The sequence below is a fragment of the Sphingomonas flavalba genome, from assembly GCF_004796535.1.
Lineage (GTDB): Bacteria > Pseudomonadota > Alphaproteobacteria > Sphingomonadales > Sphingomonadaceae > Sphingomonas_L > Sphingomonas_L flavalba.
Genome location: NZ_SPHY01000001.1, coordinates 14,638 through 26,408, shown reverse-complemented (window position 1 = coordinate 26,408; position 11,771 = coordinate 14,638). Strand labels below are relative to the sequence as shown.

11 protein-coding genes and 1 tRNA gene are annotated in these 11,771 nt (G+C 68.0%); 7 read left to right on the top strand and 5 right to left on the bottom strand.

From position 1 onward, the window contains the following. Positions 1-96 precede the first annotated feature (96 nt). The 3 genes from E4A53_RS00130 to E4A53_RS00120 form a co-directional block, all read right to left on the bottom strand. The gene (locus E4A53_RS00130) at positions 97-510 is read right to left on the bottom strand and encodes a holin family protein (RefSeq protein WP_136161089.1); all 414 of its coding nucleotides are present in this window, start codon (positions 508-510) and stop codon (positions 97-99) included. 65 nt (positions 511-575) lie between these two features. After that, the gene (locus E4A53_RS00125) at positions 576-1,115 is read right to left on the bottom strand and encodes a glycoside hydrolase family 108 protein (RefSeq protein WP_136161088.1); all 540 of its coding nucleotides are present in this window, start codon (positions 1,113-1,115) and stop codon (positions 576-578) included. Positions 1,116-1,255: 140 nt separating this feature from the next. Beyond that, positions 1,256-1,332: transfer RNA gene (locus E4A53_RS00120), tRNA-Pro, on the bottom strand. Between the two features lie 192 nt (positions 1,333-1,524). On the opposite strand from E4A53_RS00120, the gene yajC reads away from it, so the two are divergent. From yajC to E4A53_RS00100, 4 genes are read left to right on the top strand one after another with little or no spacing between them, the layout of a single operon-like run. Next, positions 1,525-1,866: a preprotein translocase subunit YajC gene (gene yajC / locus E4A53_RS00115; protein WP_136161087.1), complete on the top strand. Its 342-nt coding sequence runs from the start codon at positions 1,525-1,527 to the stop codon at positions 1,864-1,866. Positions 1,867-1,871: 5 nt separating this feature from the next. Beyond that, positions 1,872-3,467, top strand: a complete 1,596-nt coding sequence (secD, locus tag E4A53_RS00110; protein ID WP_136161378.1) for a protein translocase subunit SecD — start codon at positions 1,872-1,874, stop codon at positions 3,465-3,467. 15 nt (positions 3,468-3,482) lie between these two features. After that, the gene (gene secF, locus E4A53_RS00105; RefSeq protein ID WP_136161086.1) at positions 3,483-4,451 is read left to right on the top strand and encodes a protein translocase subunit SecF; all 969 of its coding nucleotides are present in this window, start codon (positions 3,483-3,485) and stop codon (positions 4,449-4,451) included. Beyond that, positions 4,451-4,834, top strand: a complete 384-nt coding sequence (locus tag E4A53_RS00100) for an Mth938-like domain-containing protein (protein WP_136161085.1) — start codon at positions 4,451-4,453, stop codon at positions 4,832-4,834. The genes secF and E4A53_RS00100 overlap by 1 nt, the downstream gene beginning before the upstream one ends. Positions 4,835-4,956: 122 nt before the next feature. Here the strand turns inward: E4A53_RS00100 and E4A53_RS00095 are convergent, their stop codons facing one another. Both E4A53_RS00095 and E4A53_RS00090 read right to left on the bottom strand, forming a co-directional pair. Further along, positions 4,957-6,120: a glycosyltransferase gene (locus tag E4A53_RS00095; protein ID WP_136161084.1), complete on the bottom strand. Its 1,164-nt coding sequence runs from the start codon at positions 6,118-6,120 to the stop codon at positions 4,957-4,959. A gap of 46 nt (positions 6,121-6,166) precedes the next feature. Further along, on the bottom strand, positions 6,167-7,006 hold the full coding sequence (locus E4A53_RS00090) for a class I mannose-6-phosphate isomerase (protein WP_136161083.1): 840 nt from the start codon (positions 7,004-7,006) through the stop codon (positions 6,167-6,169). Positions 7,007-7,110: 104 nt separating this feature from the next. Between E4A53_RS00090 and E4A53_RS00085 the strand changes: the two genes are divergently transcribed. Genes E4A53_RS00085 through ligA form a run of 3 tightly spaced genes read left to right on the top strand, consistent with a single transcriptional unit; the run spans position 7,111 to position 11,751 of the window. Beyond that, on the top strand, positions 7,111-7,896 hold the full coding sequence (locus E4A53_RS00085; protein ID WP_136161082.1) for an outer membrane protein assembly factor BamD: 786 nt from the start codon (positions 7,111-7,113) through the stop codon (positions 7,894-7,896). Positions 7,897-7,952: 56 nt separating this feature from the next. After that, on the top strand, positions 7,953-9,608 hold the full coding sequence (recN, locus tag E4A53_RS00080; RefSeq protein WP_136161081.1) for a DNA repair protein RecN: 1,656 nt from the start codon (positions 7,953-7,955) through the stop codon (positions 9,606-9,608). A 31-nt stretch (positions 9,609-9,639) separates the two neighbouring features. Then, positions 9,640-11,751: an NAD-dependent DNA ligase LigA gene (ligA, locus tag E4A53_RS00075; protein ID WP_136161080.1), complete on the top strand. Its 2,112-nt coding sequence runs from the start codon at positions 9,640-9,642 to the stop codon at positions 11,749-11,751. The last annotated feature ends 20 nt before the right edge of the window (positions 11,752-11,771 follow it).

The window sequence follows — 11,771 nt, the reverse complement described above, 5'->3', positions numbered from 1 at the left end:
CACATTTAACCTGCCGCGCACCCGATCGATGTCGGGCAGTGGCACGGCGATCCCGGCGCGGGATACTCGGAACCGCCGCGCGCATCGACCGCCCGCCTATTTCGCCACCCCCCGGCTCTTGCCCCAGGAGCGCGCGGCGGTGTAGCCGAGGTAGCCGGTGCCGAACAGCGCGTAGAGCGGTTCCGGGATGCCGGCCAGATAGGCGTTCATCCCCCGCGCGATCGCCTGCGCGGTGTCGGGCCTGATCGCGGCGATCACCCCCATCGGGATCGCCCACAGCAGCAGCACGTACATCACGTAGAGGAAGCTGGGCCGGGCGCGGCTGGTCCATGGATCGGGCGACTGCGCTTCCGCCAGGATCGCCGCCATCTGCGCCTTGGCCGCCTCCAGCTCGTGGGCGTTCTCCAGCTTCAGCAGTTCCAGCTTGGCGGCGTCGCGCGCCTCCGGGTCGGGAATGATCTTGTCGAGCAGCTTGGTGATCGGGCTGACCAGCCCGCCGAGAATATCCATGCTCCGTCTCCATGACATCGGGGAAAGGGAAGGCGCGTGCGCCGGCACTCGTGGATTGGGGCGGTTCAGGCCAGCCGGTTGGCCAGCCAGCCGTAGAGGAACGCCTCGTTGGCCGGCCGCTTTTCCGCCAGGCGGATATAGCGTTCGCCCTGGAGCGCGTTCAGCGCGCGCAGCAGCACCGCCTCGCCCCCGGGCTTGCGCCGGGCGAGGAAGGCGGTCAGCGCCGCCTCGGTTTGCGGGCCGAGCGCGCCGTCCGCGGCGATGTCGGGGTAATCGGCGGCGTCACGGTTCAGCGCGTTCAGCGCCCGCTGCAGGAAGCCGGTCGCCACCGCCGGCCCCATGTTGATCCCGGTGTCGAACAGTTCGGTCGCGATCGCCGGCGCCGTGGCGGCGATCCGCGCATAGCCGGGCTGTTCCCAGTACAGCCGGCGGTAGATGCGTTCGGCGGTGGCGCGGGGCAGCGCCCGCATCGGCCCGGCATAGCCGTTGGCCCGCGCCACCGCCTCGCTGATCCCGAATCGCGTCGGCCCGCCCCGGTCGGCCGGGTGGTCGACAAAGCCGCCCTCCCGCCCGATCGCCGCGTCGATCAGGTCGTCAATGTCCACCCCGGCCTCCTCGGTTCGATATGATTCGTATATCTAACCAAATAGGTTCTATGTAGGACAGCGAAAAGCGCCGGGCCGGAACTTTCCGGTCCGCCACGCTGTGTTTGCCCTGATAACTCCGGTGGAAACCTTCGGCGAATTGGTCGGGGCGACAGGATTTGAACCTGCGACCCCCACACCCCCAGTGTGATGCGCTACCAGGCTGCGCTACGCCCCGACCGGCGGGTCGTCCGACCCGAAGCCGCGCCCATTAAGCCCAGTCGCCGCCCGGCGCAAGGTGCGGGGCGAACCGGTGCCCCACGCTGGTCGCCCACGCTGGCCGGTTGCGCCCGGCCCGCACATCGTGATAGGCGCCGCCTTTTCCGGTCGGCCCTTCGGCCGGCTGCCCCTTGCCAGGCGATAACTGACGATGTTCGCTACCCCTGCTTATGCCCAGGCGGCCGGTGCCGCAGCCCCGACCGGCGGGATGTCCTTCCTGATCCAGATGGTCCCGCTGATCGCGATCTTCGTGATCTTCTACTTCCTGCTGATCCGCCCGCAGCAGCAGCGGGTAAAGAAGCACCGCGCGATGATCGACGCCGCCCGGAAGGGTGATCAGGTTGTCACCGGCGGCGGTCTGGTCGGCAAGGTGACCAAGGTCGACGACAGCTTCGTCGAGGTTGAGATCGCCGCCAACGTCCGGGTCAAGGTGGTGAAGGCAACGCTGAGCGACATCACGCCGGCTGGCGGCACGCGTCCGGCGAACGACTGATGGGCCTGCTGGATTTTCCGCGCTGGAAGGTCATCAGCATCGTTGGCGTTGTGCTGTTCGGCGTCTCGCTGGCGCTCCCCAGCCTGGTGCCGGAGGCCTACTGGCCCCGTTTCCTGCCGGCGCCGCGGATCAACCTGGGCCTAGACCTGTCCGGCGGCAGCCACCTGCTGCTGGAAGCTGACCCGACCGATGTCGCCAGCCAGCGGCTCGAGCAGATGCAGGACACGATCCGCACCGAAATGCGGCGCGGCGACCCCCGCATCGAGATCAGCGACATCTCCAGCCAGGGCGGTCGGCTCAGCTTCCTCGTCCGCAACCCGGCGCAGACCGATGCCGCGGTCGAACGCCTCCGCGCGCTGACCCAGGGGGTCGGCGTCACCGGCCAGCGCGACTGGAACGTGCAGGTCGAGGACACCAGCCGCGTCGTCGTCACCCCGACGGCGGCGGGCCGCGACGCCGCGGTCGACGCCGCGATGCAGGTCGCGACCGAGGTCGTCCGCAAGCGCATCGACGAACTCGGCACCCGCGAACCAACGATCATCCGCCAGGGTGCGACCCGTATCCTCGTCCAGGTGCCCGGCCTCCAGGACCCGGAGGCGCTGAAGCAGCTGCTCGGCAAGACGGCGAAGCTTGAATTCAAGCTGGTCGACGTCAGCGCGAACCCGGCGGACGTCGCGCAGGGCCGCGCCCCGCCCGGTAGCCAGGTACTGCCTTATCCCGATTCGCCCGGCGTGGTGAAGGCGATCGCCGTCCACCGGCAGGTGCTGATTTCCGGCGACCAGTTGATCGAGGCGCAGCAGGGTTACGACCAACGCGACAATTCGCCGGTGGTCAACATCCGCTTCGACGCGGCGGGCGGCAAGCGCTTCGCCCGGGTGACGCAGGAGAATGTCGGCCGGCCCTTCGCGATGATCCTCGACAATTCGGTGCTGTCGGCACCGAATATCAACGAACCGATCCTTGGCGGTCAGGCGCAGATTTCCGGCAATTTCACCGTGCAGAGCGCGACGGAGCTGGCGATTGCCCTGCGGTCCGGCAAGCTGCCGGTGGCGCTGAAGGTGATCGAGGAGCGGACGGTCGGCCCTCAGCTCGGCGCGGACTCGATCCGGGCCGGCATCCTCGCCTCGGTGATCGCCGCGGTGGCGGTGATCGTCTTCATGCTCGTCACCTACGGCCGGTTCGGCATCTATGCGAACACGGCGGTGGTCATCAACGTGTTCGTCATCCTGGGGGTGATGGGCCTGCTCGGCGCGACGCTGACCCTGCCCGGCATCGCCGGTTTCGTGCTGACGATCGGCACCGCCGTCGACGCCAACGTGCTGATCAACGAGCGCATCCGCGAGGAGCGGCGGCGCGGGCGCCGGGTCGCGCAGGCGATCGAGCACGGCTACCACGAAGCGAGCCGGACGATCTTCGAGGCGAACGTCACCCACGCGATCGCCGGGCTGATCATGCTGGTCCTCGGCTCCGGTCCGATCAAGGGCTTCGCGATCGTGCTGCTGATCGGCATCGCGACGTCGGTGTTCACCGCCGTCACCTTCACCCGCATGCTCGTCGTCGGCTGGCTTCACAGCCACCGGCCGACCGACATCCACATCTAGGGCGGGATCGCTGCCATGCGCCTTCTGAAGCTTGTCCCCGACAACACCAATATCGGCTTCGTCAAGATCCGCTTCTGGTGCTTCGCGGTCACCGCCATCCTCAGCATCCTGGCGGTGGCGGCGGTGGCGACGCGCGGGCTGAATCTGGGCGTCGACTTCGTCGGCGGCCTGCTGATCGAGGCGCGGTTCAGCCAGCCGCCGCAGTTGGACAAGGTACGTGCGACGATTGACGGGCTGAAGGTCGGCGAAGGCCAGCTTCAGCAGTTCGGCGACCCCAACACCGTGTCGATCCGCCTGCCGCTCCCCGAAAGCAGCGACGAAGGCGCGACCAACGCCGTCGTCCGTACCGTACAGGCGGCGCTCGGCAAGGAAGACCCCGGCGTCGTCTTCAACAAGGCGGAGACGGTATCGGGCAAGGTCTCCGGCGAGTTGATCCGCAATGGCATCCTGGCGGTGCTGCTGGCGATGATCGGCATCGCGATCTTCTCCTGGCTGCGCTACGAATGGCAGTTCGGCATATCGACCTTCGTCGCGATCATGCACGACGTGTTGATGACCCTGGGGTTCTTTGCCGTCACCCAGATGGAGTTCGACCTGAACATCGTCGCGGCGGTGCTGACCATCGTCGGCTACTCGATCAACGACAAGATGGTGATCGACGACCGCATCCGTGAAAATATGCGCAAGTTCCGCCAGATGGACATGAAGTCGCTGATCGACCTGTCGGTCAACGAAACGCTGCCGCGCACGGTGATGACCTCGATCACCATCGCCCTCGCGCTCGGCGCGCTGATGATCTGGGGTGGCCATGTGCTGCGCGGCTTCACCGCCGCGATGCTGATCGGCGTCGTCGTCGGCACCTATTCCTCGGTCTATGTCTCTTCGTCGCTGCTGATCTCGCTCGGCCTGACCGCTCGGCCGCCGGCACCGACCAAGACGGCGCCGGGCGCGGGGGGCGCCGAGCGGATCGGCCCGCGCGGCTGATGCCGACCAACTCGGCCGGGCTGCGCGTCTCTCAGGACCGGCCGCCGGCGGGGCCGGTGATCTCCGGCTTTTCCGGCGGCGGCTTCAGGATCGACGGCATCGTCATGGCCGGGGCATTGCTGACTCCAGAATGGGCGCGTCCATGGACGGACCCGGTCATCGTGGAAGCGGCGCTGGCGCCGCTGCTGGATATCGCGCCGCAACCGGAATTCCTCCTGCTCGGCACCGGGCCTGACCTGGTGCGCCCGTCGCCGCGCTTCGTCGCCGCGATCGAAGCGCGCGGCATCGGGGTCGAGGCGATGGACAGCCGTGCCGCCGCGCGCGCCTGGGGCGTGCTGCGCGGCGAAGACCGCTGGATCGTCGCCGCGCTGATGCCGCTGTAACGGCCCGGCGAAAAGATCCTGTTACGGCCAAGCCAGCTTGCACTCCTGCGAAAGCAGGGGCCTCAGGGTTATGAAGCGGTGCTCTGGGCCCCTGCTTTCGCAGGAGGGCCGACGGGGTAGCGTCAGTGGCGGCCCGCCAGCGTTGACAGGTGATCGAACAGCGTGGCGCTGTTCCTCTGCCAGGTGAAGCGCTCTGCCACCCGCCGCACGGCATTCTTGTCTGGAGGTGCGGCGAGCAGCGCCGTGATCGCCGCTGCGATCGCGCCGGGCGTCCGGGCGACGATCCGGCCGGCGCTGTCGTCGTCCAGCACCTCGCGCGCGCCGCCGACATCGGTAATGACGATCGGGGTGCCGCAGGCCAATGCTTCGATCCAGACATTCGCCAGCCCCTCGGAGGCGGACGGCAGGGCCATCACATCCGCCGCCGCCAGCAGCGCGGGCAGGGCGGTGTGCGGGCGGTTGCCGAGAAAGCGGATACGGCTACCGAACCGCGCCGCCCGCGCCTCCAGCAGGCGGCGATCCGGGCCGTCGCCGACGAGCAGCAAACTCGCGTCGGCAATGTCCACCATCGCGTCGATGACGATGTCCTGGCCCTTGCGCGGAATGAGTGCGCCGACCGTCGCGATCACCGGGCCAGACAGGCCAAGCGCGGCCTTGGCCGCTGTGCGGTCGGCTGGGGCGAAGCGGTCGAGGTCGACGCCGGTATGGTGCACGCGAACCCGGTCAGCCGCTATGCCGAGCGCGGCGACATCTGCTTTCATCCGTGCCGACACGGCGAGCAGGCCGTCCGCCGCGCGCGCCGCCGCAAGGATCTGCGGGCGGGTGTCGGCACGCGTGGCCCAATAGTGGATGTCGGCGCCACGCGCCTTGATCGAGAAAGGCACGCCGAAATGATGGGCCAGCCGAGCGGCGGCGGGGCCGTCGGGAAAGAAGAATTGCGCGTCGATCACATCGAACGGAAAGTCCTGCCTGATCCGCGTCAGCAGCGGGCAAAGTACGCGTGCAATCGCCGCTGGATGGAAGCGCGCGCCGATGCCGGGGATGAGCGGAAAGCGTGGGCGGTGGACGGTTAGGCCGTTGCGGCTTTCCCGCGCGGGCAGGGTAGCGCGCCCGCGATAATGCGGGTGGCGGTTGAGCGGCCACGGCGGCAGGCCGAGCGGCGCGACCACTTCGACCGCAACATCGGCCCGTGCGGCGAGGCCCAGCGTCTGGCGCTCGACGAACAGGCCGAAGGTCGGCCGGCTGGCATCCGGAAACAGGCTTGCAAGGGTAAGGACACGCAGCATGGCATCGGGTTGTAGCGGCGTGAGCGTAAATTTACCGCTGCGCCCACTACGGGGCAGGTGGCGGATAGAGCATCGTCGCGCCGGGGTAGGCGAACAACATGTCCGCCTCATCCGCCATGGTGACCGTGACTTCACCTTCGGCCATCCAGCATTCGCCACCTTGCCAGGTCTTGCCGTCGATCGTGCCGGCGCCGGTGATCGGCACGAACCAGCCGGTTTTTCCGGCCGGCAGGGTCATGTGCTGCGCGGCAGTCCAGCGCTCGAGCACGAATTTTCCGCCTTCGGCCAGGATAATGCGGCCGGGCGCCACGGCGCGTGGCGGCTTCGGTGTCGCGAACGGCGTAAGACAGGCGGCGGCGACGCCCGCGGCGAGGTGCAGTTCGCGCGGGCGGCCATAGTCGTAAAGACGATAGGTCAGGTCAATATTCTGCTGGATCTCGATCAGGGTGATGCCGGCACCGATTGCGTGAATGGTGCCGGCCGGTGAGTAGATGACGTCGCCGGCGGCGACAGGTTTCCAGGCAAGCAGGTCGACAATGCTGCCGTCACGTGCCGCCGCCAGCAGTTGTTCGCGGGTAACAGGGGATTTGACGCCGAGGGCGATCGTTGCGTCCGGTTCGGCGGCAAGGACGACCCACGCCTCGTCCTTGCCGCGTGGATGGCCGGCGGCGATGGCGGCGGCATCGTCCGGGTGGACCTGGACGGACAGTTTCTCGCTGGTGAACAGGTATTTGACCAGCAGGGCAGGCTCACGTGCGTGCTCTGCCTCGAACCAGATCTCGCCGATCGGTGCCGAGTCTGCCAGAGTATCGGCAAAGCCGGGCCACAGGTGGTGGCGGCCCCACGGTTTCTCGACGCGACGGATGGCGAGGCGGGTGGCGGGCATCATCTACTCCATTACCGGGTCAGCGGTCCAACGCTCAACCCGCGCGCAATGTCCCCGACAACGGGCGCTTGGCGGCGGACGGAGGCTCGGCTAAAGAACCGGCCATGCGTATGCCCGTCCTTCGCCCCGCCGCGCTCGTCATCGCGCTCGTCATTGCCGGCACGCTTGCCGGCTGCGCCAGCCGTGGCAACAAAAAGACCGACACGTCTTACGTCGCCCGCGACGTCAACACGCTCTACAACGCGGCCAAGGCACGGCTCGATCGGCGGCAGTACAAGCTGGCTGGCGCCTTGTTCGACGAGGTGGAACGCCAGCATCCCTATTCGATCTGGGCCAGGCGTGCGCAGTTGATGAGCGCGTACAGCTACTATCTGGGGCGCAATTATCCCGAGTCGATCAACTCGGCGAGTCGCTTCCTGTCGATCCATCCGGGTAACCGCGACGCGGTCTACGCGAATTACCTGATCGCGGTCGATTATTACGAGCAGATCAGCGATGTCACCCGCGACCAGAAGATCACCCAACAGGCGCGTGACGCGCTGAGCGAGGTGATTCGCCGCTATCCTAATACCCGCTACGCCGCCGACGCTGCGCTGAAGCTGGATCTGGTCAACGACCATCTTGCGGGCAAGGAGATGGAGATCGGTCGCTTCTACCAGCGGCGCGCCCAGTGGCTGGCGGCGACGCTGCGCTTCCGAACCGTAATCGACGACTATCAATCGACCAGCCATACGCCGGAAGCGCTGATGCGGCTGACCGAAAGCTATCTCGCGCTCGGCATCCCGACGGAGGCGAAGAAGGCGGCGGCGGTGCTCGGCAGCAACTATCCGGGCAGTGAGTGGTACGACCGCGCCTACAAGCTGATGCGCCAGAAGGCGCCGGGCGCCTGAGCGGCCTGACCGGCGCTTTTGCCTGCCCCATGTGGATCGGCTAAAGCACGGATCCGATGCTGACCGCGCTGTCCATTCGCGATGTCGTGCTGATCGAGGCGCTCGACCTTGAGTTCGGTGCTGGCCTCGGCGTGCTGACCGGCGAAACGGGCGCTGGCAAGTCCATTCTGCTCGACGCCTTGGGTTTGGCACTTGGCGTGCGGGCGGACAGCGGGCTGGTCCGCCAGGGCGCGGTACAGGCGGTGGTCGGGGCGACGTTCGCGCCGGATGCGGCGATCGCGGCGCGACTGTCCGAAAACGGCATAGAGGTGGAGCCGGGCGAACCGCTCCTGATCCGCCGCATCGTCAAGGCCGACGGCGGTAGCCGCGGTTTCCTCAACGATCAGCCGGTGGCGGCGGCACTGCTGCGCGATATCGGCACTATGCTGGTCGAGATTCACGGTCAGCACGATGATCGTGGCCTGCTCAACCCGCGCGGGCATCGGGCACTGCTCGACACGTTCGGGCGGCTCGATGGCGCGGCGGTCGCGGCCGCCCATGCCGCCTGGCGCGCGGCGGAGGATGCGCTCGCCGAAGCGCGTGCCGCCGCGGACACTGCCGCGCGCGACAGAGAATGGCTTGACCATGCGGCCGGTGAGCTTGCTGCTTTCGCTCCCGAAATCGGCGAGGAGGCGAAATTGGCCGAGGCGCGCGCCGATATCCAGCGCGGCGCCCGGCTCGCTGACGATCTGGCAACGGTCGTCGCCCATCTGGCCGGGGCGGAAGGCGCGATCGCGCAACTGCGTCAGGCGGCGCGACGGCTCGACCGGATCGCGCCAGAGCACGCGCTGCTGGCCGAGGCGCTGGCGGCGCTCGACCGGGCGGTGATCGAGGCGGCCGAGGCCGAGGACCGACTGGCGCAGGCGGACAGCGCCTTCGCCTACAGCCCCGAACGCCTGGATCAGCTGGAAACCCGCCTGTTCGACTTGCGCGCACTGGCGCGCAAGCATCGCGTCGATCCGGACGCTCTGCCGAGCCTTGCGCAGGAGCTCGCCGCGCGGCTGGCGACGATCGCCTATGGCGAAACCAGACTCGCTGACCTGGCCGAGGCGGCGGAGACGGCCCGCGCCGCCTACGAGACGGCTGCTGCTGCGCTGAGCGGTGCGCGCACCGAGGCGGCGGCGCGGCTCGATGCAGCGGTGGCCCGGGAATTGGCGCCGCTCAAGCTGGATGCGGCGCGTTTCCGGACGATGATCGCGCCGTTGCCTGAGGCGCAATGGGGGCCGGGCGGCCGCGATCGCGTGGAGTTCGAGGTGGCGACGAATCCCGGCGCGCCGTTCGGCCCGCTCAACCGAATCGCCAGTGGCGGAGAACTGTCGCGCTTCATCCTGGCGCTGAAGGTATCGCTGGCCGAGGAAGGCGGTGCAGCCACGATCATCTTCGACGAGATCGATCGCGGCGTCGGCGGTGCGGTGGCGAGCGCGATCGGTGAACGGCTTGCGCGGCTGGCCATGCACACGCAACTGCTGGTCGTCACGCACAGTCCGCAGGTCGCTGCGCGCGCGCGCGCGCATATGCTGATCGCCAAGCGCAGCGACGGGCCGGTGACGCGCACCGGCGTAACGCAGCTAGATGTCGCGGCGCGGCGGGAGGAAATCGCGCGAATGCTATCCGGCGCGACGGTGACCGATGAGGCACGTGCGCAGGCGGACCGGCTGTTGGAGGCCGCTTGATCGCGACGGCCGCGATCCTTTAGCTAGGCGCATGGCGCAAACTGATGACGAAGCCGCGGCAGTAGCGGAATTGGCCGCGTTGGCCGCGACGATCTCCTATCACAACCAACGCTATCATGGCGAAGATGCGCCGGAGATTTCCGACGCAGACTATGATGCGCTGGTCCGCCGCAACACGGCGCTGGAGGCACGCTTCCCTCATCTTCGTCGGCCCGATTCGCCCAGCCTTGCGGTTGGCGCGGCGCCGGCCTCGCACTTGACCAAGGTCGCCCACGCTCAGGCGATGCTCAGCCTCGACAACGCCTTTGCCGATGACGAGGTGATCGAGTTCGTCGGGCGGATTCGTCGTTTCCTGAAGCTGGGCGAAGACGCACCGGTGGCGCTGACCGCCGAGCCCAAGATCGACGGGTTGAGTTGCTCGCTGCGCTATGAAGGCGGAGTGCTGGTGCAGGCGCTGACCCGTGGCGACGGAACTGTCGGTGAGGTGGTGACCAGCAACGTCCGCATGATCGCCGATATTCCGTCGGCATTGCCCGCTGGCGCACCGGATGTCTGTGAGGTTCGTGGTGAAGTCTACATGGCGAAAGCCGACTTCGCCGCGCTCAATCAGCGGCAGGCGGATGCCGGGGGCAAGCTGTTCGCCAATCCACGCAACGCCGCGGCCGGCTCGCTGCGCCAGATCGATGCCGCCGTCACCCGCAGCCGCCCGCTGCGCTTCCTGGCGCATGGCTGGGGCGAAATGAGCGCGATGCCCGCCGACACGCAGATGGCGATGATGCAGGCGATCGCCGCCTGGGGTTTCCCGCTGTCCGACCTGCTTGTGCTGGCCGACGGCGCGGACGCGGCGTTGGCCCAGTATCGCCGGATAGAGGCGCAGCGGGCATCGTTGCCGTTCGATATCGACGGCGTCGTCTACAAGGTCGACCGGCTCGACTGGCAGGCGCGGCTCGGCTTCGTCGCGCGGGCGCCGCGCTGGGCGCTGGCGCACAAATTTCCGGCCGAGCAGGCGTCCACCACCTTGCTCGCCATCGACATTCAGGTCGGCCGCACCGGCAAGCTGACCCCGGTCGCGAGGTTGCAGCCGGTTACGGTCGGCGGCGTCGTCGTTACCAACGCGACGCTGCATAATGCCGACGAGATAGCCCGACTGGGCGTTCGCCCGGGCGACACGGTCAAGGTCCAGCGCGCCGGCGACGTCATTCCACAGGTGCTGGAGAATCTGACCCGGGACGAAGAGCGTCCAGCCTTCGTTTTTCCCGATACCTGCCCTGAATGCGATTCGGATGCGGTGCGCGAGGACGGCGAGGTCGACGTGCGCTGCACCGGCGGGCTGATCTGCCCGGCGCAACGGGTCGAGCGGCTGCGTCACTTCGTCAGCCGCCGGGCGATGGATATCGAGGGGCTGGGCCTGACGCATATCGAGAGCTTCTTCGCCGACGGCATGGTCAAGGCGCCGGCGGACATCTACCGGTTGAAGGCGCAGCGCGCGGCGCTGATCGAGCGCGAGCGCTGGGCAGAAACCTCTGTAGACAAGCTGCTGGCGGCCATCGAGGCGAGCAAGATGCAGCCGCTTGACCGCTTCCTGTTCGCGCTAGGCATCCGTCATGTCGGCGAGGTGACGGCGCGCGACCTCGCCCGGCGCTACCGCAGCTTCGACGGCTTCATGGCGATGATCGAAGCGGCGCTGGCCCGGCGCGCCGCGACCGTTCCGACCCCGGCCGAGCCGGAGCGCAAGTTCGAACTGCGCCGCCAGCGCGAGATTGTCGCCGCTGTCGATACGGAAAATGTCGGTCCGGAAGTCGCCAACGCGCTGCTCGATTTCTTCGCCGAGGACCATAACCGCGCCGCGGTTGCCGATCTGATCGCGATGGGGGTGGCGCCGGCTGACGTCATCCATGTCACGCGCGTTTCGGAAGTCAGCGGAAAGACCGTGGTGTTCACCGGCACGCTGGAGACGATGTCGCGTGACGAGGCGAAGGCGCAGGCGCAGGCGCTGGGCGCCAAGACAGCGGGGTCGGTCTCTGTCAAGACCGACCTGGTCGTCGCCGGGCCAGGCGCCGGGTCGAAGCTGAAAAAGGCCAGGGAACTGGGGATTCGGGTGATCGACGAGGCTGGCTGGGCGGAGATCGTCGCTGGCGCGTGACGCCGGGCTGGCATTGCTGG

What these genes read in the sequence shown, in the direction of transcription:
- secF (WP_136161086.1), top strand. Translation starts at nt 3,483, where the DNA reads ATGCGCCTTCTGAAGCTTGTCCCCGACAACACCAATATCGGCTTCGTC.
- E4A53_RS00090 (WP_136161083.1), bottom strand. Translation starts at nt 7,006, where the DNA reads ATGCCCGCCACCCGCCTCGCCATCCGTCGCGTCGAGAAACCGTGGGGC.
- E4A53_RS00130 (WP_136161089.1), bottom strand. Translation starts at nt 510, where the DNA reads ATGGATATTCTCGGCGGGCTGGTCAGCCCGATCACCAAGCTGCTCGAC.
- yajC (WP_136161087.1), top strand. Translation starts at nt 1,525, where the DNA reads ATGTTCGCTACCCCTGCTTATGCCCAGGCGGCCGGTGCCGCAGCCCCG.
- E4A53_RS00100 (WP_136161085.1), top strand. Translation starts at nt 4,451, where the DNA reads ATGCCGACCAACTCGGCCGGGCTGCGCGTCTCTCAGGACCGGCCGCCG.
- ligA (WP_136161080.1), top strand. Translation starts at nt 9,640, where the DNA reads ATGGCGCAAACTGATGACGAAGCCGCGGCAGTAGCGGAATTGGCCGCG.
- recN (WP_136161081.1), top strand. Translation starts at nt 7,953, where the DNA reads ATGCTGACCGCGCTGTCCATTCGCGATGTCGTGCTGATCGAGGCGCTC.
- E4A53_RS00085 (WP_136161082.1), top strand. Translation starts at nt 7,111, where the DNA reads ATGCGTATGCCCGTCCTTCGCCCCGCCGCGCTCGTCATCGCGCTCGTC.
- E4A53_RS00095 (WP_136161084.1), bottom strand. Translation starts at nt 6,120, where the DNA reads ATGCTGCGTGTCCTTACCCTTGCAAGCCTGTTTCCGGATGCCAGCCGG.